Origin of the sequence: Pseudomonas sp. MF6394 (assembly GCF_002018845.1) — a bacterium.
In the GTDB taxonomy this organism is placed as follows: domain Bacteria; phylum Pseudomonadota; class Gammaproteobacteria; order Pseudomonadales; family Pseudomonadaceae; genus Aquipseudomonas; species Aquipseudomonas lactis.
The window spans coordinates 50,296-72,965 of sequence record NZ_MVOJ01000039.1; the positions used below are offsets into that span (position 1 = coordinate 50,296).

The 22,670-nt window shown below is 55.0% G+C and carries 21 protein-coding genes and 1 pseudogene; 6 read left to right on the forward strand and 16 right to left on the reverse strand.

What is annotated here, in order from left to right; all coding sequences use genetic code 11:
- Positions 1-102 precede the first annotated feature (102 nt).
- From MF6394_RS28800 to MF6394_RS28840, 9 genes and pseudogenes are all read right to left on the reverse strand, one after another.
- Positions 103-1,662, reverse strand: a complete 1,560-nt coding sequence (locus MF6394_RS28800) for a carbamoyltransferase C-terminal domain-containing protein (RefSeq protein ID WP_196492182.1) — start codon at positions 1,660-1,662, stop codon at positions 103-105.
- Positions 1,663-1,922: 260 nt separating this feature from the next.
- A complete protein-coding gene (locus MF6394_RS28805; protein WP_060765380.1) occupies positions 1,923-2,369 on the reverse strand; it encodes a hypothetical protein in 447 nt (148 codons plus the stop codon).
- The gene (locus MF6394_RS34815; protein WP_230957525.1) at positions 2,359-4,380 is read right to left on the reverse strand and encodes a hypothetical protein; all 2,022 of its coding nucleotides are present in this window, start codon (positions 4,378-4,380) and stop codon (positions 2,359-2,361) included. Before MF6394_RS34815 ends, MF6394_RS28805 begins: the two co-directional genes overlap by 11 nt.
- Positions 4,377-6,113, reverse strand: a complete 1,737-nt coding sequence (locus tag MF6394_RS28815) for a hypothetical protein (RefSeq protein WP_060766619.1) — start codon at positions 6,111-6,113, stop codon at positions 4,377-4,379. Before MF6394_RS28815 ends, MF6394_RS34815 begins: the two co-directional genes overlap by 4 nt.
- Complete coding sequence (locus MF6394_RS28820) at positions 6,106-7,419, reverse strand: site-specific integrase (protein ID WP_060766620.1); 1,314 nt, start codon at positions 7,417-7,419, stop codon at positions 6,106-6,108. Before MF6394_RS28820 ends, MF6394_RS28815 begins: the two co-directional genes overlap by 8 nt.
- A gap of 58 nt (positions 7,420-7,477) precedes the next feature.
- Positions 7,478-7,801: pseudogene (locus MF6394_RS28825) on the reverse strand (Y-family DNA polymerase); the annotation flags it as partial.
- On the reverse strand, positions 7,791-8,222 hold the full coding sequence (locus tag MF6394_RS28830) for a LexA family protein (RefSeq protein ID WP_078468043.1): 432 nt from the start codon (positions 8,220-8,222) through the stop codon (positions 7,791-7,793). The gene MF6394_RS28830 and the pseudogene MF6394_RS28825, both read right to left, overlap by 11 nt.
- 240 nt (positions 8,223-8,462) lie before the next feature.
- Positions 8,463-9,305 (reverse strand): Ig-like domain-containing protein, encoded by an 843-nt coding sequence (locus tag MF6394_RS34015; RefSeq protein WP_153046044.1) that lies wholly within the window; start codon positions 9,303-9,305, stop codon positions 8,463-8,465.
- Between the two features lie 444 nt (positions 9,306-9,749).
- Entirely contained in the window at positions 9,750-10,604 is an 855-nt protein-coding gene (locus MF6394_RS28840; protein ID WP_078468045.1) for a type II secretion system protein, read from the reverse strand.
- Positions 10,605-11,132: 528 nt separating this feature from the next.
- On the opposite strand from MF6394_RS28840, the gene MF6394_RS28845 reads away from it, so the two are divergent.
- The 4 genes from MF6394_RS28845 (at position 11,133) to yejK (ending at position 15,049) form a co-directional block, all read left to right on the forward strand.
- A complete protein-coding gene (locus tag MF6394_RS28845; RefSeq protein ID WP_078468046.1) occupies positions 11,133-13,058 on the forward strand; it encodes a hypothetical protein in 1,926 nt (641 codons plus the stop codon).
- A gap of 137 nt (positions 13,059-13,195) precedes the next feature.
- The gene (locus MF6394_RS28850) at positions 13,196-13,510 is read left to right on the forward strand and encodes a hypothetical protein (RefSeq protein WP_078468047.1); all 315 of its coding nucleotides are present in this window, start codon (positions 13,196-13,198) and stop codon (positions 13,508-13,510) included.
- 133 nt (positions 13,511-13,643) lie between these two features.
- Positions 13,644-13,949 (forward strand): hypothetical protein, encoded by a 306-nt coding sequence (locus tag MF6394_RS34255; protein ID WP_078468048.1) that lies wholly within the window; start codon positions 13,644-13,646, stop codon positions 13,947-13,949.
- An 86-nt stretch (positions 13,950-14,035) separates the two neighbouring features.
- The gene (yejK, locus tag MF6394_RS28860; RefSeq protein ID WP_078468049.1) at positions 14,036-15,049 is read left to right on the forward strand and encodes a nucleoid-associated protein YejK; all 1,014 of its coding nucleotides are present in this window, start codon (positions 14,036-14,038) and stop codon (positions 15,047-15,049) included.
- An 861-nt stretch (positions 15,050-15,910) separates the two neighbouring features.
- Here the strand turns inward: yejK and MF6394_RS28865 are convergent.
- From MF6394_RS28865 to MF6394_RS28895, 7 genes are all read right to left on the reverse strand, one after another.
- Positions 15,911-16,780 carry an HD-GYP domain-containing protein gene (locus tag MF6394_RS28865; RefSeq protein WP_223198360.1) on the reverse strand — a complete coding sequence of 290 codons (870 nt, stop codon included), beginning with the start codon at positions 16,778-16,780 and terminating at the stop codon, positions 15,911-15,913.
- A gap of 91 nt (positions 16,781-16,871) precedes the next feature.
- Entirely contained in the window at positions 16,872-17,126 is a 255-nt protein-coding gene (locus MF6394_RS34970) for a DUF3391 domain-containing protein (protein WP_274521150.1), read from the reverse strand.
- 156 nt (positions 17,127-17,282) lie between these two features.
- Entirely contained in the window at positions 17,283-17,663 is a 381-nt protein-coding gene (locus MF6394_RS28875) for a hypothetical protein (RefSeq protein ID WP_001054412.1), read from the reverse strand.
- On the reverse strand, positions 17,660-17,986 hold the full coding sequence (locus MF6394_RS28880) for a hypothetical protein (protein WP_000091614.1): 327 nt from the start codon (positions 17,984-17,986) through the stop codon (positions 17,660-17,662). Before MF6394_RS28880 ends, MF6394_RS28875 begins: the two co-directional genes overlap by 4 nt.
- Before the next feature lie 23 nt (positions 17,987-18,009).
- Entirely contained in the window at positions 18,010-18,345 is a 336-nt protein-coding gene (locus MF6394_RS28885) for a hypothetical protein (RefSeq protein ID WP_000741275.1), read from the reverse strand.
- Positions 18,346-18,359: 14 nt separating this feature from the next.
- On the reverse strand, positions 18,360-18,695 hold the full coding sequence (locus MF6394_RS28890; RefSeq protein WP_001172026.1) for a helix-turn-helix domain-containing protein: 336 nt from the start codon (positions 18,693-18,695) through the stop codon (positions 18,360-18,362).
- Positions 18,676-19,053, reverse strand: a complete 378-nt coding sequence (locus MF6394_RS28895) for a type II toxin-antitoxin system RelE/ParE family toxin (protein WP_003151133.1) — start codon at positions 19,051-19,053, stop codon at positions 18,676-18,678. The genes MF6394_RS28890 and MF6394_RS28895 overlap by 20 nt, the downstream gene beginning before the upstream one ends.
- Before the next feature lie 191 nt (positions 19,054-19,244).
- Between MF6394_RS28895 and MF6394_RS28900 the strand changes: the two genes are divergently transcribed.
- Both MF6394_RS28900 and MF6394_RS28905 read left to right on the forward strand, forming a co-directional pair.
- A complete protein-coding gene (locus tag MF6394_RS28900; RefSeq protein ID WP_010465829.1) occupies positions 19,245-19,847 on the forward strand; it encodes a recombinase family protein in 603 nt (200 codons plus the stop codon).
- The coding region (locus MF6394_RS28905) for a Tn3 family transposase (protein WP_078468051.1) at positions 19,831-22,670 on the forward strand (2,840 nt) is incomplete at its 3' end. The genes MF6394_RS28900 and MF6394_RS28905, both read left to right, overlap by 17 nt.

The window sequence follows — 22,670 nt, forward strand, 5'->3', positions numbered from 1 at the left end:
AATGTTCGCTTACTCAGTAAGGGGCATACATCGGATTGGAGCGTCCGACTGATGCCCCTTCCGGCGTGACGCGTGGCGCAACTACCGCTAGTCTTCGCCCAGTTAGCGGGTCGTCAAAACTGAAGAGTCCGCGACCGCCTTGTATGCTTGATATCGCTGGGAAACCTTTAGCAGATATGCCCGCCCTTCAACCACGAACCCGTCCAATCCGTGCTCAACGCAGTAGGCATCGAGATCAGCAATGTTGTTGATGAAGCCTTTCCCGTTGAAATTTAGGGACGTGTTACACAACACTCCGTACCCAGTGCGATTTTTAAACGCAACAAGCAAGTCATAAAGTCTTTTGTTGGTTTTAGAGGTGACGGTCTGGATACGGGCCGTCCCGTTCACATGCGTGACGGCTGCTAGAGCTTTCGTCGTTGCACGATGAGTGAAAAGCATGTGCGGACTTTCGTGTGTGCATCCGAACCATCTCTCAGCATCATCCTGGAGGCATACAGGTGCAATCGGACGGAACTGTTCGCGCTGCTTGATCTCGTTCAGTCGGATTCGAGTGCTATCTCGGAACGGGGCAGCCAAGATGGACCTGTTGCCAAGTGCGCGTGGGCCGATCTCGTATCGGCCGCTTACCCATCCGAGGATGAGGTCGCTCGCCAGCATATCGGCGATTGCAGCGGAATCGACATTTCGGATGTCATATCTATCAGCATTGAATGCGCCGAGCGTACCAAACGCCAACCCAGCATAGACATCCCATTCGATCTTAGGATTACCAGTAAAGCGGAACTGCGCATCGACGGCCGTGCCTATGGCGGAGCCAGAATCGTTGGCGACCGGAGGCACGAATATCTCCGAAAAAAGATCAGTCTCCTTCCATTTCGTGTTCCAGTCGCAATTCAACCCGCATCCACCGGAAATAACTAGTGGAAGCTTCTTTTTCAAATGTTTTTTCGCGAACCGATAGAAGATATCGAATATCGCATCGCTATAAATTCCTGCAAAGTTTCTAAACTCATGGTCTTCCAGGCCGACATTGAAGTGAGGCGCGCTTTCAATGCCCTCGTAAGAGTCGAGTGCTTGGTACGGGCCACTTAATAGAAAATTAAGCAACTTCTTCTCTTCAACGGAAGGCGTGCTCCGATTCGAATATGATGCCAGCGCCATGAGTTTCCCCGCATCTGAGTTCCGGGGATACGCTCCATTTTTTGGAAAGGTCGGATCGGCTAGGCCATAGAGCAGACCGTATCGATTACCCGGCTGACCTAGAACGTCGGCAACCAGTGTGATGTTCAGTTCTGAATCAATCTCGTAAAAAGCACCGATGCCGCCCTCCCACACTAAGGCATAGCAAGGAGTTCCTTTTGGGAAAGCAGACATGCCAAAGGCGCAAAGTAAGTGTGCGCGCTCGTGTGAGGATGAAAAGTACTTCACATCTCGTTTTAGGAAACGTCTTTGGCTTACGATGACATCGTTATCGGATACACCACGATATCCGACATTCGTTTTGGAGCCATATAGATACTCATCATGATCACGAGGCCACCACCCCCCGGCACAAATGACATCAGGGATGTCTTCTAGCTCACCGATCGCATCCAAAACATCCGGAATAGCAAGTGATGAATACCGATAGTTCGAATTTTTTTCCGCTTCGATAGACATTATCAAATGTCCATCTTGAAGCAGTACAATGGCGCCATCATGGCCCGGGTTATACGAGAGAATTTTCACGCGGTGGCAATCCCGTCATCCATAAACACCTACTTGCATGATGGCGCTCCCTCTCTGTTGAGGTGAGCGCTCCATGCACCCTTTATGCAGCAGCGTAGGACCGTACCACAATTTTAGTTATGCCAACTCTCCTAACATCGCGATGTGGTCACTAGTCAAGCTTGAGGTACACCCCCCTAAGCGCTGTTATCTCAAAGCTTTCTCGACCCGCGCGGATCCAACGAAATTATATTTGACGCAGGCAACTGCCGCTCAAGCTCAGCGATACGGTCATACAGCTCAACGATTTTTGCATCTGCTTCGCTCAATAAGCTTGCGAGTTGATCGCGCTGCCGGACAACTTGCTCAATCCGATCACGCAGGGCGCGGCTTTTCTGCCGAGCGAGAAGATTTACCTTGTTCAACGAAGGAGGTCGCTCCTCCGCATGTTGTTCCACGTAGGTCTTTATCTCTGCGATGAGACTCGGGAAACGTGATTTCTTAAGCGCCGACGGGTCGCTCCCGGCCTCTTTGGCCACGTTGTTCTGAGTGACCGGTGTCCCCTTAGGTAGAAGCTGTGGCCTATTGAGTTTCAGGCGCTCAAAAGCATCACGATATTGATCCGCCGCGCTGCGGCGAGCAGGGAGTTTAACGTCCATCTGCGCTCCTTACGACACGACGAAAGCTTTCTACGCTTCGCTGTTGAGCCATTAACGATTCCATTAGCGGACTCCCATCCTGAGCAGTAGCAAGCCGTTCTTTGAGTACATGTTCAAGATCATCCAACGTACCCAATCTTTCTGAGTCATACAGCACATCAGGGCAAGGTTTTGCATCCACTGAATCACCGCCGCCGCAATGGGCAATGTTGTCAATTCCGCCGTACGGACAAGGCTCTCGACTCGCACAAACGCCAAGAATGATCGGGCGACAGGCGACTGCGCCTTTCTTTGCCAAACCAATCATCTTCTTCGCATCCTCTGGCGAAATCAGCCGAACAATCTCAGCCTTTCGTTTGTCTCCATGGGGACTGATAAAACGCTCACTCGTAAGCTGCTGTAACTCTCTCCCAAGCGTCTCGTACATTGTGCGAACGTACAGAGTGTGAGCCTTTTCCTCTAGACGCATCCGCGAGTGATTTTGTCCGTAGTAAAGGCTCATCGCTCGTGTGACGTGCTTGAGCTGGTACTGAAGCGAAGCATCACTTACGAGCCCGGAAGCTTGCATGTTCACTGCCCCAGTTCTACGCAGCTGATGCCAAGCCAACGGCCACACAGCGCCCGCTTGATACTCCTCCGGCAATGAAGGGGTAGCTAGCCGGGCTAATTTCAAATCCTCAGTCGTGATACGCAAACGTTCTAAGTCGAAGAGCTTCCCGTACCGCCCCAAAAAGTCGGAATATGACTGGATGCTCGGCCTCAGTGAGTGATTACCTTTATTGCGCAACGAACTCCAGGGCTCGTAAGAAAAATCGGTCAAGTAACGCCCGGCGAGAACTCTCTCGGCTTCGTGAGGTGCGTGTAGTGAGCGAAACAGAGAAATAACCTCCATCGCCTTCACGGCGACCGCCACAGATGGGGATGTGACCCAAATGGCGTCCCTATCAGAGAGCGTTTTTGTCGTCTGCCCACGTAACAAAAAAATGTCACCGAAGCTCTTGTCGTGCTCGATGTCAAGGCACCCGGCTCGAAGATTCCATGCTTCCTCGACCCGCATGAGACTGAAGTTAAGGATGTAAGCCAATCCCACGCCGTTGACCAGTTTCAGATAGCTAGTCAGCGCTCTTACTTGCAAGTCACCACTGCGCCCTACCCAACGTTCAAGTAGCTCAAAGATGCCGAAGCGTTTCGCGGTATCCGCAAACGCGCCGAGAAAACGAAGCCCCGTTTTAGTGCCTGACAACTGCATGTTATAGCCGCAAAAAGGCGGGGCATTTACGCACGCCGTTCTCTCCGAAACCCTCTGGTTATGTTCGTAAGCCGCGAAGCAGAACCGGTAACAAGCTTCAACCTGTTCTCGATGGGATAGGAAGTTATCAAGGCACTCTCGCAGCCTAGTCACTTGATAGCGCCAAATGCGTGGAGGAATGTAAGGTGTTTGAGTTGTATGGTGAGTTGGAAAAAGCGCAGCCAGGCGGGTTAGAGAGCCTGGATCCAGCAGCGTAAACCCTACGGAATCTCTGGACGCGTAAAGCTCATGCATTAACGAAAGAAACTCGGTTTTTCTTGAGCTAGAAAGAAAGGCAGGTATCCGTTGGCATACGCTTGGAAAATGGCTTAGTTCGCTGGCAAGGATTCCTGCCTCTTCGCAAAGAACAAACAGCCGTCGCATCTGATCGAAACGCGTTTTAAGAGATCTGTAGCCACGAGCGCCGTACGGCCCGTATAGCCACCAGCCTGTGATGACTCGAAGCAAATTTGCGTTCGTTGAGCTGATTGGCGCCGCTGATTTTTTAGCTGGTCCATCACCAAAATTCAGGGTCACTGCCTTCTTGGCCCATGGATCAAGCCTCCAAATTGGATCGCCCCAGCGGCTTACGACGTTACCCAGCGCATCAATTACGACTGGCCAATCAGGCGGCGGAGGCCAGCTCTCTGGACGGTAATTCGATGCCCCAGGAACGGCGAGAGGCGACTCGATAGAAAGCCCTAATGTCGAGAGCATATTCATAGGGAAAGCCCCGCTGTAACTTCCGCAAGTCGAATAAATCCGTCCCAAGCTGGGTGATAGTCCTCCTCAGCTATGCGAGCCAGTGCCTCTTCAACCCATAGCCGACGCACCTCGCTACTTTCATGAAAGAACCGTAGCTTCGCACTCAGACGCTCGACCGCAAGCATCGCTGGATGATCAGCCTCTTCAGATCTGTCCGTGCACGCCGGACGATACCTAACTAGCTCCAAGCTCTTGAGCATTCGCAAACTACTTAGAGACCAGACGTGATCCTCGCTTTCAATATCCCGATGATTGACGCAGAAAAGGCAACCCGCTGCATTAATACAATCGGGATCAGGAGCATTAGTTGGAGCATCCACGACCGATTCTGGAACCGGCGCCACACAAGTACCTGGAGCAGGCGAGCAAACGACGGGATCTGTTTGCCGGTGAAATCGACTGATTTCAATCATAGCAATTTGCGGATTGGGCTCGGCGTAAACACGAATCAAAGTTTCAGCGGTGTGCTGTGCGATTTCTGCCACAAGTTCGGGGCGTTGCGACTCACGTAACAGCCAGTTGATACGCGCACCCCGGAGCTTACGAGGCCGAACGAATTGAATACCGGAATATGTGCAGAGGCGCGTGATAGCTGTGAACTGGGGAGCTTCTAGAACGAGACGTCCCCCAAGACGGACGAGAGGGAAAAGAAGTCCCTCTAGATCGTCTGGAAACCACGTGTTTCGCCACTCGATGTAGCGTTCGAACCACTGCTTGTAGCTTGAGAACACTTCAAACAGCACTTCACCCTGGCGGCGCTTTTTGTAAGACCTGACTTGGTAACCGTCAAGATGACTCGTGTAATGGTATTGGTCGATTCGAAGCTGATGCGCCTGTGACAAATTCATGCCAGTTTGTGCTATGAACATAAGCAGTTCGGCTTCAATTCGTAGGTTCACTGCCGGGTATCGAGTCTCGATTGAAACGTCAGAGTTCCGAAGTTCGCGGTTTCGTAGGATGTCCGCAATCTGGAATTTGGTTCGAGGTCGAATCCCTCGTGACGCATCCTTCTCTGTATCGCGCAGGCGGCACCAGATAGGTAGCGTGGAACCCGACCGCAATTCTACTTGGATGGGAAGTGGCCCCGTCACGACTTCATAGGTAAGGGCCATACAGAGGTCGGCAATGAATTGACCGAATAAAAAGCTATCTTCTAAGCTTTGCTTACCAGTACTCCCATTACCTGCCCTTCCGTTGCCTCTTGGTTTGCGAATTCGGGTGCTGTAGAGAAGCGTCGAGCTTCGACCCAGAACTCGGTCGAGCATTGTCGCGGTTAAACTTGCCGTGTCGTATAACGATCCGGCGGTTAGATATTCTTCCACGCGGTGACGCTGTAGAAGATGCTCAGCCCACCCCAGGTATGCTTCCGCGACCGAATCAACACTCAACGGACGCCCGCGTTGATCCACCCACTGAAAAAACTTCCTCAACGCACCGATCTTGTTATTCGCCGAAAAGCGGCTTCCTCCGCCGGCAAGATCATCGGTCAAACAATCATGGAGCCCTTTCACAAGTTCTACCCGCTCCAGCAAGGGATCACCCAAAGCACCTGATGTGATTTCACTGCGTACAGTCTTCACTTTTGCCTTAGCACCACCGTTGTATAAAAGTGGTGCCATATCCCAGGGCGTCTGATTTTTCGCGTACTCAAGCATTGGAAACGTCAGGTCTGAAAACGTCAGATTATTCATCGCTTGCTCCCTGCATTGAAGAAATCCCTGTAAACGCAGTCATGAAGCTGTTCGCAATGGCCTGCTTAGCAGGTGCGGCTTGCACAAATTTGATGTATTTGAAGGTGGTAGCCTCCGAATTTCGACCGTGAAGCAATGCATTGCTGACAGTAGCAATCACTATCGCCACATCAGTGCAATTTGCTAAAGCGAGCCTAGCTAACTCAGTTCCAAAGGTGCATCGGGATTGGTGGAAGCGAAACTTCCTGAGCGTTTTGATGCCCGACGCGATGCCTAATTTTCTAAGCGATGACATCTCAACGTTTATGGCCGAAGATTGATCACTGTTGCGACGTCCAAAAGGGTTTCCGAAACGTGTCAAGAACACCAAGTCTTGATGCTCGCCAGCAGCAAGTGCCTCGCGAGTCAACCTGCGAAGACCCTTGGCGTACTCCAAGACTTCTGAACACAAAGCTTCGGGAATCCATACCTGGCCAGTTACTCCAAATTTGGTATGCACGGGCGGGGACGCACCTGGCCCTACGGATAGCAGAAGCAGACCTTTAGCAGACGGATCATGTAGGGCACGCTCCAACGTATCGATACGAAGGTCACAGATCGTTCCCAGTCGCATACCCGTGAAGAAACCTAAAGCCAACATCAGGTAAAGCTCGGGTGAGGCGCTCTGTTTTGCGAAATCAAGAATGGTGTCTCGATCAACCGCAGAGACTGGAAATAGCCCACCTTCCAAAGTGACCCCAATGCGTTTTCGGTTTGGAATACCAAGATCGGTGGTGGTGCCAGCTAGCGTCCGCTCGAAGCCGACCTGGTCAAAGTATTTGATGAAATAGCGCTTGTCTTTCCACAGCGGCAATAACGGGCTTAGAAGGCCACGCCTCCTAACCCACCTGTAGAAACTGATGCAATTACGCATGTATTCGGAGGCCGTAGCGGGACTGATATGACCAGCATCGCGAGCCTTGATAAGCGCCCCACGGTACTGAACAAGACATCGATCAGCCTTTCGAGACGGAAACTCAAACCACTGAAGCCCGCGACTCTCCAAAAACTTCGCGTAGTTCAACAGCCCATTCAGGTTGCTAGAAACGGTCTTAAGGAGTGCCTCACCATTGGTGACTCTCTCCATAGCCCAGAGATTGGCTTCTCTCCAAGGCAAGCCGTCTTCCCAGAATATTTGTGGTAGACCTTCGATCACTACACGGGAGCTATTCAGCGAGTAGGTAATCAGGCGGTCTTTGACAGAAAGGTCATGCGGACTGAAGTGAATGTGTTCGACGGTAGGCAAGTGGAATCTCTGTAAGAGCAAGCGTCAATGTCCATGGGGACAAGATCTACGTTTGGGCGTCCACAGTATGCAACTTATTCTTATCTATTGAGTAAACTTCCGCCCGCGGGACCATACTTTCAATGGTTTGCTGAACTCTTGAGCTGATGTCGCCGTACAAAGCGTAGTTGCTAGAAAATGCTACAACTCCGTTATCTCTCAAGAAGTCTTTGATCTTAAAGTAGGGGTCACCCATCCTAAGTCCTAGCGCTTTTGCTTCATCAGTGAGCGCAATTATGCAACCGTCATTATTTGACAACGTTACTATTGGAGTGTTTCTTAAGTCTGGTCGAAATAGTCTTTCGCATGAGCAGTAAAAACGGTTGCAATCAATAAGCGCGTAGGTAGGTTTGTCATGACGCATGATGGGTCAGGCTCCATGTTACAACTCCAAAAACCTCTATCTCCTCGGAACCTTCAATTGGTGGGTATTCTGGATTGTCAGAACTCAGAACCCACGATCCATTTTGAGATTTGTCCAGCCGCTTCACTACAGGCTGATTGCATATATAAGCAACCACGACATCGCCAATTTTTGGTGTCCTAGCTCTATCAATTATCAACCGGCTGCCAGAAACAATGCCGCACGGCAGCATCGACACACCCTCTGCCTCCCCAAGCCATACATGGGGTGCTCGCAGATCAACAAGCTCGTCAAGGGAAATAGGCGGCTCGTAGTGGTCCGCGGCAGGGCTCGGGAACCCACCGGAGAACCTGCCTGACAGAACACAAATCAGGCCAGGGACTTCGGAAGCTGTGAGTTGGCGCAGGCTAGTAATGATCACGGAATGAAATCACGATGCTGTATGGATGCACAGTATAGATCCCGGCCCCTTGTTTCAGTCAATTCCGACCAGGGGATTTCAGACAAGCGAGCGCCATGGCTGCGCCGCAGACTTGGCTTATAGACGCAGGGCCTTGCAGATCAATTGGGCTACGTGGGCTATGACGTTAGGTGAAATGACCCATCGTTCGAGTCACACGGAGTGAGCGGAGGTTTTCTGCCCGCTCCAGTCGGTGCAAGTTTATAAGGGAGCCTTGCACATTTGATAAAGGTCGTACTCAAAGTTTCGACCCGCAGTCATCGTTCCTGCCTTGGCTCCTACGGTGTACCTATAGCCGTTGTAGTCGACGGGACCACGCCAGTTCTTACCCGCACTTGCCCCGACACCGGTGGGCCCTACATCGTAAAGCAGCCAGGTATTGTTATTGGTGAGATACGTCCATCCCTTACGGCTGTACATATCGTTATTGTTCTTCTGCCCGACCCATTCGCAAGTCGCTGCTGCGGGAGGGGGCGGCGTCGCAGGCGCCTGCGTGCCGATTGCTGCCTGCTGCTGCGTTATGAGGATTGTTTGGTACGCTGGTACTGGCCCCCCAACGTTCACGATCTGACCGGTTACTAGGCTCTGCTGTCGATCCTGTCGATAAGCAATCTGATTTTGATAGCAATTTTGTGACTGCGTAAAAGCGCTGCCTGCTGGAACAGTGCTTGGATCCGGTGTCCAGCCCGAGCAGCTGTAAGGGCTGTCATAGTTGGCCCATCCCGTGTAGATGGGAGCTATCGCCGCCCAAGCATCTGTGAATGGGACATACAATGAACCTTGCCCCTCATTGGTTACGGTTGCCGCAGTGACTGTTGCACCGCCAATAACGTTCGATGAGCGCAGAGTTACGCTTGTCTGACCATTTACATCTGTCGCCGTTTGAGAAGCTCCGAGAGTGCCACTCGTTGTGCTCCACGCTAGGTTGGTACCTGCTCCTACGTTGCCGCCGAAATAGTCAGTGACAGTGGCAGTAATGGTGGTGACCTCTCCTGTAGCTGCAATAGAAGCTGGGTTGGCTACGAGTTCAACTTTCAGGCCCATTTCGCAAGAACGCCATCCATTGGTAGCGTTGTCACATACCACGGACTCCCAGCCTGACGGGCCAGACGTTGTCCGGATCGGAGCCCAGGTAGATGCTTGTGACCATGGCACAATTGCAGCAGCAAAAAGAGCCACGGCGGCAGTAATACTGCCTCTTAGGGAGCGCATCCTTTTTTGCAGCGAACGCCGAGATACCTTTGACCTATGTTCACTACGTTGGATTTGACGCAAAGTGGCTTGTAATTGACTGCCCAATAGGCAGCTTTCTATCGGTAACGGGTCGGTCATGATCAGCGCCACTGGGTAATTGAGGTACGGCTTTCGATGGAATACTGCTGTGCACGAATTGCCAAAGACGGAGGAGTTAAACTCCGCTGTTAGAACTGATGTCAGTGCGGAGCTTCGCTTTGATTGCACGCCTGGTCCGTTGAGGGACTAATCCACTCACTTGCAGACGAACATCTTTCCTGAAGAGTCGAATGCAATTGATCCCTTGGCAAAGTCGCCGCATCCCTGTCCAGCGCTGACATTGCCCGGGTTGTATGCAACCTGCTTGACCCATTTGCCACTGGTGCAATAGAGCGGTGTGCCGGCTGCAGATCTGCTCACTAGGCCATTCGGGGAGCACGCGGCGGATTCGGTGTTAGTGCCGGAGATGGCGAGGTCACCAACTGTCGTTCGACCCGATGAATTCATCGTCTGGGCCGATATCCCCCCACTAGCAGTCACAGAGACCGTATCGACGTTGTTGACCTCTGTGATGTTGTTGTTGCCCATCAACAATGTGGTTCGCATCCGGTTCAACTCAGCATTGGCTTGGGCTGTTCGAGAGAGCTTTTCGCTTAGTGCCGCTTCACTCCCTGGAACACCGACTGTGCTGCGGATGAGGTGAGTGCTTGATGAGACGACCGTTGTCCCGGGCAGATTATTAGCTACGACACCGTCCCAATCCGCGATGGTGTTCTGGTCAACGCTGAAGGTGTTGGCTGTGCATGAGGTCGTTATGGGAGAGTTGTACTTGTTTACGGTTGATACACCAGCGAGATAAGGGGGCGTGGTTCCTTTTAGTACCGTGATTGCGTTAGCGCAGAGACTTGCCCCTGGCCAGGAGCCTTTTTCCCCTCGATAGGTGCGAGCCGCATCAAGGATGGTCTGAGTCTCTTGCGCAGTCAGGTCCGCTCGCTTTTCGTTTATGTTTTCCATAAACGAAGGCACGGTAGCAGCAGCCATCATTGCCATAATCGCGATGCTAACGGCCAGTTCTAAAAGTGAAAAACCTGACTGACGGGTTGGGTACATGACAACCTCAAGCTGTTATAAATGACACTCCGGATCGAATCATTTCACAGCTGTTGAGGGATACAACCCAAAACCAAGGCGCAAAATTCAAGTGGCCGTCTGCCGCGAAAATAGTAAGCAGATCGCCTCATTTCGGTGCAAAAAATGATTTTTTCCGCGAGCTCCCAAGGTAGGCAAGCCGATAAAATGCCGTCGGTTTTTTATGGCCAGCAGGGCGAAAATTTTCATATAGGTCCGACTTGGTTCAGCCACCTTCACGAAGCCAGCAAAAAGCACTCAACCAAAAATCATCTTGCCAAGCTGTTTTCTGATGCCCTATGATTTCCGGGTCTCGAAATGGGCCGCTGGCGTGGCTTGGTACGTGTTACCTCGGGATAAAGAGCTTCATCAGCTGTGCAACGAGTTACTGATACACGTCACACCCTGAAGTCGGTTTTGCGCACACCACAGGTCAGCCAGCAACCATCGTTCATCGCGCATACCTTCACGTCTAGGCATTGGCCAGGCGTAACCTTCAAGGCGATTGTGATGACCCGTATCCCATTTCAGAAAACCGATATCCAAGAATTCAAAGGCATCGCGAAACGTCTGTTCCGCGGGCTTGATCTCATTGATCATAAGAACCCTGACCGCATGCGTGAGCTGGTTGCCAAGGTTTTCGGCTACAACGACTTTCATGAAGTGATTAAAGCTGCTGAAGACGTGATTCCTGCGCCGGCGGCCCCGATCACCCGGTTCGATATTCGGCTTGTCGCAGCGGATGGATTGGTAAAGGTCGCGAACATTCCCTTTGTTGAAGCATGGCTGCGCGCAGGCCGGGCTCGATTGTATGGGCTTAGTATCGACCAGTTCACTGTTGAAGCTTTGCGCTCTGCTAGGCTGAAGGCTCGCGGGGTTGCAGCAAGTTCGCACTTGGCGCAGGACATAGGTGTGTCGACGCCCAAGTGGCATGATGAGCAGCTGCGATTCTTCCGTAACGGGGCCCCGAGCTTTGAGCTGTGCGTTAAGCATAAAGTCGCAGCTTTCCACTGGGGCACGTTCACTGTGCTCTACGACGCCATTCTCTCTTCGCGCTTCAAAGAAGCGATCATCAATCCAAATGGCTTGTTTGATGCTGGCTCCGATGATGCCATCGACACCTACCTTCGCGAGACCCTCATTCCCCAATGCTGGATTCCACTCTCGCAACTCATCCAGGACGGGCTCACGGTCCCAGATCATGAGGCAGTCTGGCTGTATGTAGAATCTGGAGTGTGCATCGGTCGTGGTATCCGCCACAAAGCACACGGTAGCTTCTTGCCTCGGTTGTTTCTGACCGATATTGAAGTCGCAGAAGGTCTTGCCATGACCCTGACTGGTACATATGTACAGGGGGGGTCGTCGCAGGGGCATAACTCTTTGAGTGTGCCGAAAGGTAATGACCTTGTGTATCAGCTTAAGCCTGGCGCTCGTTCCCCGGGGGCTGTCACTGACCCGCTGAACCAACCTGCAGCCAATCCGCATGAGCTGGATCTTGTGCCAAATCTGTTCGCCGGTTCTCAAGAGATTCTGCGTGGAGGGGGGCGCGGAAACTTAACAATTTGGGGCTTGGATGGTAAGGCTATTCGCGTTAGCCACGCCGATCGTCAGTCTTTGCAGAACACCTATTACGAAGTTGAGCCATGGCTAGCCGAGTCCGATCTTTCTGACTTGTTCCCCGATTACGTTGCGCCACCGGCTATTGACCATCGTGAAAGGTTTGCATGGTCGAAGGATCTGGAGAACAAGGTTTTCCTGCCTCCCGTATCGATCGAACTCCAAGTTCGCGCTGAAAGCATCATCAACCGGAAGAATGAAAAAGCCGTTGCTCAGTTAACCGAGGCAGCAACATCGGGCGAACTACTCACAAGGGTGGAGGCAGCGACCACGTCTGTGGTACTTGAGCAGCTGGCTGGCGACCTGATCTATGAGCTATTTGATGGCAGTGATCAAACCGAGCGGGTTAAAGACGTGTCGCAAAAGATGGTGAGCTGGTTTCCCGAACTCGCCGGTTTTCACCCTGATGTGCTTTACGCCGTCGTTGCGGTTCACGCTCAAGGCGCCTTTGGTGATCATTTCCCCGCAACCCTTCGCCTCGTGGACATTTTCTGTGCGGTGGTGCTGCTGCAGGCAGGGTTTCAAGGGGGGGGGCGCTTCCGTTTCTTGAGGATGGTACCTTCTCAAATTGCCCTGGGGCAGTGGTACAACGGCGTGATCTTGCTGACTTCTATCCATGAGGTGGCTGTGCAGTATGAGGGTTATGTCGCCGCACTTAAGAATCAGCAGGCGCGTATCAATCGGATCTCCTCGTCCATTGAGCTTGAGAGCAGTCGCCGGAAGGAGGCCTTCGATCACAAGTATCTGTATGTCAGTGACGAAATGCCCCGCGCCAAGCCCGTAAACCTCATGCAGTTGATTAATACGATGGGGGATTGAGTCAAGCCTCGATCGCTAGACTGTCAAGGCGCCCCTAGTCAAAAGGGCTGGCGGCGTTATGTTGCAACAGGTCATCAACCAGCCTCGTTAGATCTTGCTCAAACCAAGTCAGCGAGGCACTGACCTGGGGCTCTTGCATGTACTCTCTCCTGGAACTTGCATTCCTGCTCATCCTCGCACCTTACATTCTGTTCGGTGTGGTACTTGGGGCCGTTGCCGGCCTCATCATCAACTTGTTTCAACCAGCCATCCTGATGGCTTCAGTTTGGTTTGCGGTGGTAGGCGCCTACCTATCAGCGCACCGCCCAGACCCAGGTCAGCGGTTTATACCTCTGCTGGGTATGGTTGCAGATTTTCAAATCCTTGGAGTTCCTTTACCCAGCATCATCCTCGTAATCGCAGGGATTCTCCTGATCGTGGCTCTCTTGTGCCGCCAGCGGACTAAGCCGTGAGTAACTCTGAACCTGTGCGGTTGAGCACTCAAAAGGCCACGACGAATTTGAGAGGGGGCATCTGGCTGGGCCTTGGCGAATCACAAGTTATGATGGCCATTAGACGGCAGAGACCGAGAGTCGACCAAATACCATGATCAACCTAGAGCCTCAGCCCCTTGTGATGGGCACTCTCTTGCAATTCAGCAGTGACCAGCCAAGTGCTGTGATCAATCCGTTTGCCAGTTTCTCCAAGGAGCCATACGAGCTGCTCAGCTTGATCGAGGCCGCTACTGGCTATGAGCTTGATCCGCTTCAGCGTATTCACGCAGCTGAAGCTGGCCTGCTGGTGGCTCAAAGAACGACTCCCAACGCTGCACTGATGATTGAGGAGTGGATTCAGCATGCCGATCTTGCTGACTTTGCTCGTGCAGCTCGCCGGGCCTTGATCCCTGCTTAACCTCATCAATTATGCCCTCGCATATTGCGGGGCCTAGATCTGGCGGAACTCATACGCCAGAACAGCCAAGTACAGGACGCGCCACCATGCCTATAAAGCAGATTGTCATTCACCATATCGACAAAAAACCCGACGGCAATCCCGCGGTCATCCTTTTTGCTGACCACGAACTGCCGGCAGAGTCTCAGACGACTGAAACCCTGATGGCAGATCTGAATGACGCCTACAACGCCAAGCAGGGAAAGGCCTGGGGCTTGTTTCATCCAGAATCAGGCGCTCACCCATTCAGTGGCTGGCTCAGCAAATATTTGAAGCAGGAAACTACTTTCCTCGAATTCTCGAATGTGTCGATCGAACATTTGACCAAGCTGATGGAAGAGTCAAATCTCTCCACCGGCGGGCACGTTCTCATTGCTCATTATGTGCAGGGCATGACCGACTACCTCAGCATTGCGCTGTTGCATCACAGCGAAGGCGTCACAGTTACTGACACACTGGATGTCACACCCTCGCGACACCTCGATGTTGGCCAGCTCCACCTGGCCGCACGCATCAACATCTCCGAGTGGCAAAACAACAAGCAGTCGAAGCAGTACATCTCGTTCATCAAGGGCAAGAACGGTAAGAGGATTTCGGAATATTTCCGCGATTTCATCGGCTGCATGGAGGGTGTCGACGGTCCGGGTGAAACACGGACTCTGCTAAAGGCATTCAGCGACTTTGTGGAGAGTGAAGACCTCCCTGAGGAATCGGCCCGCGAGAAGGTCAGTACCCTCGTTGAATACGCTGTCAACCAGACGAAGCAAGGCGCGGCAGTCAGCCTGGAAGAGCTGTCGTCGCTGATCGATGAGGATCGGCCGCAAGCCTTCTACGACCACATCCGTAACAAAGACTACGGTCTGTCGCCGGAGATCCCGGCCGACAAGCGCACCCTCAACCAATTCCGCAAATTCACTGGGCGAGCAGAAGGGCTTTCGATCAGTTTTGAAGCTCATCTTTTGGGTTCGAAGATCGAATATGACGAAACTGCCGGCACCCTGATGATCAAGAGCCTTCCAACCCAACTGACTGATGCCCTCAAGCGCAACCAGAAGGGCTGACATTCAACGACAGTGTGGGCGGTCCGGCTCAAGGCTTCGATCTTGAGTCTGGCAAGAGCCGGGGAGTAGGACGGACATTTGTTGAGGAGCTGTGTCCGTCTACCTCCGCTGGCGCTGCTCTCTTCAATCTGGAAGATTAAAGATGAATGTGTTTTACGTTTTTGCCTTGGGCCTGGCTTTGACTGGATGCTCCAGCTCCCCTGCGAACCCAAATGTTCCTGTGATTGAGAAGTCTCTAACCCAGCAGTGGTACAAGATCGATCACGGGATAGCCAGCAGGTGGGTACCGATCGACACTCCTCACCCGTTATCACGGGAGAGAGTGATCTACATGGACCTGGCCACCATGCAACCCCCGGTGGTGGCCATACCAAAGGCGGCATTTGTACATCCGGAACCTGATCCACATCGTACGCTATCTAGGCCCATCCCAAAGCAACCGCACACCCCCCGGCCGGTACCGGGATCGATACAAAAGCCTACTGAGCACATCGAACCAACTCCAGAAAAGGGTATGGCCAAAGCTGATCTTCGCAAGCCAAGCCTGCAGGAGCAGAAGTTGACCATGAAGTACGCGGAGGGAGACGCTAATGCGGCATTCGACCTGGCCCAGCTGCTCTTCAGCCAAGGTCGCAGCGAACCCGCGTATGTTGCCCTTGAGTACGCCGTGCGGCAGAAAAACCCGAAGGCTATTGGGGATGTAAGCCGGAACCCCAGAAATTTCCGTCACCCTAGTTGGGTGGGCTCAACACTCGTGTCACCAGCTACCTTCTGGAGAATCGAGCTCGGCCATCCCTCCCTGGACGGGCATCGCTCGACGATGTTCAACGGCTCCCTCACGGGGCCGTCGTTTTGTGGGGGCTATTCCATCCACAAGTCGTCGAGGTTCTTGAAGTTCCAGAGCGTCGGGTCTTCGGGGCCAGTGATACTGTCCTTGCAACTCGTGGCCGCCAGGTCGATGGTCTGCATCGGGATCGGCTCTCTCGAGCGTAGCGAGAAGAACACGCGAACCTTGGGAGTCAGCAGTGATTCCATTCCCGGCTCAACGACAACGGCCAGACGCTGAGAGGACAGGCGAACCAAGGAGCCGACGGGGTAGATGCCCACGGCCTTGACGAAGGCGTGGAAGATGCGTTTGTCGAAATGGCCCTCCCACTTGGCCATCTGCCGCATCGCCGCGGACGGGTCCCACGGCTTTTTGTAGGCTCGCTCCGACGTCACGGCATCATAGACGTCGCAGATTGCGCCCATGCGGGCCAGGAGTGAAATGGCGTCACCGGCCAAGCGATCCGGGTAGCCGGTTCCGTCGATCTTCTCGTGATGGTGCAGGGCAATGTCCACCACCCCGGGCTCGGCCCCGCCTGCGCGCAGCATCTTTGCGCCCTCCACAGGGTGGCGCTTCATGATGGCGAACTCGGCATCGGTGAGCTTGCCTGGTTTGTTAAGCACTTCCAGCGGCATCGCGGCCTTGCCTAGGTCGTGCATCAGTCCGCCGATGCCAGCCAGGCGCGTTTGCTCCTCGTCTAGATCGAGATGCCGGGCCAGCGATAGCATCAGGGCGCAGACGGCAACCGAGTGCAGGTAGGTGTAATCGTCGTGCGTTTTGATGCGTGCGACGCTGATGAGGGCATGAGGTTGGCGCAGCACCGAGGCAGCGATTTCTCCGACCAGCGGCAACGTCGTGCTTGGGTCGACGGCCTTGCCAAGCCGGGCTTCCTGGAACATGTCCATGACTTGGGACTTGGCCGCAAGACAGAGTTTCCGTGCATAACACATTTCGCTCTCCATTGAGGTTGCGCCGTCACTTTTCTTGCTTAGTGGACTAGACGGCAGAGATTGCTCCTCCGACAATTCTCTGGGCTCTGGGCTCTGGGCTCTGGGCTCTGGGCTCTGGGCTCTCTGGGCTCTCTGGGCTCTCTGGGCTCTCTGGGTCGACTTGGCTTTTGGCCAAGTCGACCCAGACCTCCCCGACGCCACATTCTCGAATGGCAGAGAGATCCTGAGGCTCGGTCAGCAGGAAGCTGCCGCGCCAGAATGGGTGTCGAACCCAAGAGCCGGCGAGCTTGTGGATGTACATGCCGAGACGAAGCTCGGATACGGGAATGCGTTTTACCAACTTATTTTCCTTTCTGAGTTGGGTGGTTAGGCGTGCGCCGAGGCTGGCACCCAGCGGTAGAGCGGAGGTAAGGTCACGCCAAGATTCTTGGATCAGCCGGAACCGCCGAAATTTCCGTCAGCCGATCAACATGGCTTTGTCTCGCGCTCGGTCGATGCGTTCCTGCATCGCCTGCATGACTTCTTCGTGGGTGTACGACTTGGCGTTGGGGTCGTCGGCCTCTCGGAGAGCTTCCTCGACCTCGCGGGTCATCCGCGCATATTCTTCCGGCCACAGCGCTTGCTCCATGCGCAGCGACGCCTGCCCAAGCAGGTGCAGCAGGCCGAACAGCCGCATGTCATTGGTGGCGACGACGTGCTCTCGAATCCGCTCCTGGATCACCTCGCAGGCCCGATGCGCCTCTGGCGTCGCCGTGCCCTCGTAGCCGGCTGGGAGTTCTGCTTCTTCAGCGATTCGCGCCCAAGCGATAGCCAGCGCCTCGATGGTGGACAGGTTCATTTGCTCATCCACTTGCGCAGCAGACGCTTTTTCAGGGAGGCGCGCTCTTGCGGATTGCGTCCCTTGTGGTTGGCAATGCGATCCGCCGTGGCGGCCTGGCGCTTGATGGGCCAGTAGGAGCGGCCATCCTTACCCATCGACCAGACGTTGCTGACCTGGTTTTCCAGTAGAGGCAGATGGGCGCATAGAGCTTCCGGCGACGCGCTGGCCAGCGCGGTGCGCTCGTGGGTTCGCCAGCGCTGATGCCAGAGTTTCTTGTCCTCGCGCTCGCTACGGCAGGTCGTGTGCCCAACGATGGGCGTTTTGCGGCGGCTGCGGCTCATGATGTGGTTGTCTCCAAGAACATTCAGGACAGGCTTTCTGGGTAGAGCGCCGTCAACCGGGACAGGGTTTCTTGCACTTGTTCCAGCGAGGTCATCAGATGATCAACCTGATCCTGAAGATCCACGGCGAGATCAAATAGCTCAGCCACTCGGCTGCGTGATCCCTCGTTGAACGCGGCCATTGCCAGTTGATGCAGCTTCAACAGGTCGGTGCGCAGTTGCGGAGGTGCGCCGTCTGCGCTGTCATTCAAATCGCCGCGCAGCACGTCCACGGCATCGACTGCACGCAGCAGTGCCGTGGTATCGAAATTCTCGGGAGTCAGTTCGTCCCATTCGTCGTCGGTGATGCGGGCTGCCATCAGGAGAGCTCCGATTAAGCGGTTGCGAGCGTTAGATGCCCGATCGGCTCGGCTGCTGGCCGTACCTTGATTTCGATGTCGTAGCCGAGGCGATTCAGACAATCCATCAGCTTGCGTTCGGATAGATTGGTGAAGTCGCCGCGCATCATGCCCGACACCTTCGGTTGCGGGATGCCCATGCGTTTGGCCGCCGCTTGTTGAGTCAGCCCAAGGGCGCGCATGGCCCTCCTGATCTCGACCACCAGGCCGGTCTTGATCTTGAGCTTTTCAGCGTCAGGCAGTCCAAGGTCGGCAAAGACGTTGCCCGAGCTGCGCTGAACCTCGACGCCTTCAATGATTCGTTTTTGCATTTCGTAGCTCCTGTGCCAATACCTCGGCCACCTTCAGCCGAGCGCGGATGATGTCCATGTCGGCCTTTGGCGTGGCGATTCCGCTCTTGCTCTTCTTCTGGAAGCAGTGCAGGACGAACACCGCTTCCGCAAACTTGACCGTGTATACCGCTCGATAGGTGCCGCCGGCATCGTCTTCGACGACCTCCAGCACGCCGGCACCACCGAACCCCTTGAGCACCTTTGCTGCGTCATCCTGATCGCCTATCTGCGCCAACGAGAGCGCGTAACCGAAACGGCGACGCACGTCGGACGGCAACGCCATCAAATCCTTGTGGCTGCTCGCGATCCATTCGAGCGGTTTTTCTTTGTTTGTCATGACGGAATTTTATACCTGTTCAGGTAATGATGTAAACGCGGCAACCTCAAGGAGGTGTCGTAAAACATTTGTTTTGCGACAGGCTGTCAGCCGCCGCTGTGCTACCTGTGCAACACCCCCTCAAAAATGTACGGAAAACTCTATCGCTATTCACTATTATGCGGAAACCTGTTTTTGATGGTTATCCGCCTATGTTGGTTGGCTACATGCGCGTGTCGTCGGACTCCGACCGCCAGAGCACGGACTTGCAGCGCGACGCGCTGCTCGCCGCCGGCGTCGATCCGCGTCACCTGTTTGAGGATCGTGCCTCTGGCGCGAAGGATGACCGTGCCGGCTTGGCGCGGGCGCTTGAGTTCGTTCGAGCCGGCGATGTGCTGGTGGTGTGGAAACTCGACCGGCTCGGTCGCTCGCTGTCGCACCTGCTCGCCATTGTGACTTCGCTCAAGGACAAGCGGGTGGCGTTCCGCTCGCTGACAGAGAACCTGGACACTACGACGCCCTCGGGCGAATTCCTGTTCCAGGTGTTCGGTGCGCTCGCGCAGTACGAGCGCGCCTTGATTCAGGAGCGCGTCGTCGCGGGCTTGGCCGCCGCACGCAAACGCGGCCGGATCGGCGGCCGGCCGCAGGCGATCACTGGTGAGAAGCTGGACGCCATCGTCGCCGCGCTCGATGGCGGCATGTCTAAGGCGGCGGTGTGCCGCAACTTCAATGTCAAGCGCACTACGTTGATCGAAACATTGACGCGAGCAGGTTGGCGTGGTGCGGGAAGGACGGTCGATGAGCAACAAGAATAAGCTACTCACCGTCTTTTCTGACGCAGAGCAGGAAGCCTTGTACGGCCTACCGGACTTCGACGATGCTCAGCGGCTGGAATACCTGGCGTTGACCGAATCTGAACTGGCGTTCGCCAGCAGCCGGCCTAGCCTGCAGGCCCAAGTCTATTGCGTCTTGCAGATCGGCTACTTCAAGGCCAAGCATGCTTTCTTCCGCTTCGATTGGCATGAGGTCGAGGACGATTGCGCCTTCGTGCTGAGTCGCTATTTCCACGGCGAAGCGTTCGAACGCAAGGCGATCACCAAGCATGAGCACTACAGCCAGAGGGGTCAGATCGCCGAACTGTTCGGCTACCGGTCGTGGGCGGCTAGCTTCCTGCCGCAACTGGCACAGCAGGCTGAACAGATCGTGCGGCGCGACGTAATGCCAGGATTCGTGGCCGCCGAACTGATCGTTTGGCTCAGCGAGCACAAAATCATCCGGCCCGGCCACACCACCTTACAAGAGCTGGTCAGTGAAGCCCTGTCCACCGAACGCAGGCGCTTGGGCGGCTTGCTGGCAGAAGTGTTGGACGAATCGGCCAAAGCTGCGCTGGGCCAGCTCCTGGTGCGTGACGACACCCTGTCTCAACTGGCAGCGCTCAAGCAGGACGCTAAAGATTTCGGCTGGCGTCAGATGGCAGGGGAGCGCGAGAAGCGCGCCACGCTGAAGTCCTTGCACGGGATCGCCAAGGCGCTGCTGCCCAAGCTCGGCATCTCGCAGCAGAACCTGCTGTACTACGCGAGCCTGGCGAACTTCTATACCGTCCATGACCTGCGCCACCTGAAGGCGGAGCAGACCCGGCTCTACCTGCTGTGCTATGCCTGGGTACGTTACCGGCAGCTCACCGACAACCTGGTCGACGCGATGGCCTTCCACATGAAAAAACTTGAGGACGAGAGCCGCACGGGTGCGAAACAGTCCTTTGTCGCCGAACAGCTGCGACGCCATCAGGAAACGCCGCAGGTTGGCCGCCTGCTGTCGCTGTACGTGGACGACAGCGTGGCCGATCCGACGCCGTTCGGCGAGGTGCGCCAACGCGCCTACAAAATCATGTCCAGGGAATTGCTGCAAAACACGGCGCAGCGCATGAGCGTCAAGCCACTGAACAAACTGGCGCTGCACTGGCAGGCGGTGGACGGCCTGGCCGAACGCATTCGACGCCATCTACGGCCGCTGTACGTCGCGCTCGACTTCGCCGGCACGGCCCCCGATAACCCATGGCTCGCGGCGCTGACTTGGGCCAAGAGCGTGTTCGCCAAGCAGCAGCGCCTATCACAACGGCCACTCGACGAATGTCCGGCGGCAACGCTGCCGAAACGCTTGCGTCCGTACCTGCTGATGTTCGATGCCGAAGGCACGCCGACAGGCCTGCATGCCGATCGTTACGAATTCTGGCTTTACCGTCAGGTCAGGAAACGCTTCCAGGCGGGCGAGCTCTACATTGACGACAGCTTGCAGCACCGGCATTTGTCCGACGAGTTGGTTTCGATGGACGAGAAAGCCGCCGTGCTCGCGCAGATGGACATCCCCTTCCTGCGGCAGCCGGTCAGTGCCCAGCTCGATGCACTGGCGGCCGAGTTGCGTGCGCAATGGGTGGCGTTCAATCGCGAGCTGAAACAGGGCAAGCTGACGCACCTGGAATACGACAAGGACACGCAGAGACTGACCTGGCGCAAGCCCAAGGGGGAGAACCAGAAGGCGCGCGAGCAAGCTCTCTACGAGCAACTGCCATACTGCGATGTCGCCGACGTGTTTCGCTTCGTCAACGGCCAGTGCCAGTTCCTGTCGGCGCTGACACCATTGCAGCCACGCTATGCGAAGAAGGTAGCCGACGCCGACAGTCTGATGGCGGTGATCATTGCCCAAGCCATGAACCACGGCAACCAGGTTATGGCACGTACCAGCGACATCCCGTACCACGTCCTGGAGAGTACCTACCAGCAGTACCTGCGCCAGGCGACGCTACATGTGGCCAACGATTGCATCAGCAACGCCATCGCCGCACTGCCGATCTTCCCGCATTACTCGTTCGACCTCGATTCGTTGTACGGTGCCGTTGATGGGCAGAAATTCGGCGTCGAGCGACCAACTGTGAAGGCGCGCTACTCGCGCAAATATTTCGGCCGCGGCAAGGGCGTCGTCGCCTACACGCTGCTGTGCAATCACGTGCCGTTGAACGGCTACCTGATAGGCGCACACGAGTACGAGGCTCACCACGTGTTCGACATCTGGTACCGCAACACGTCGGACATCGTGCCGAGCGCGATCACCGGCGACATGCACAGCATCAACAAGGCCAACTTCGCCATCCTGCACTGGTTCGGACTTCGTTTCGAGCCGCGCTTCACCGACCTCGACGACCAGTTGCAGGAGCTGTATTGCGCCGATGATCTGGCATTGTACGAGAAATGCCTGATCCGGCCGGCTGGCCAGATCGACCGGCAACTCATCGTCGGTGAGAAGGCGAACATCGACCGAATCGTCGCCACACTGGGCCTGAAGGAAATGACGCAGGGCACGCTGATCCGCAAGCTGTGCACCTATACGGCGCCGAACCCGACGCGGCGCGCAATCTTCGAGTTCGACAAGCTCATCCGCAGTATCTACACACTGCGCTACCTGCGCGACCCGCAACTGGAGCGTAATGTTCACCGCTCGCAGAACCGCATTGAGTCCTATCACCAGCTACGCTCGACCATCGCCCAAGTCGGTGGGAAGAAGGAATTGACCGGCCGCACCGACATCGAAATCGAGATCAGCAACCAGTGCGCCAGGCTGATCGGCAACGCGATCATCTTCTA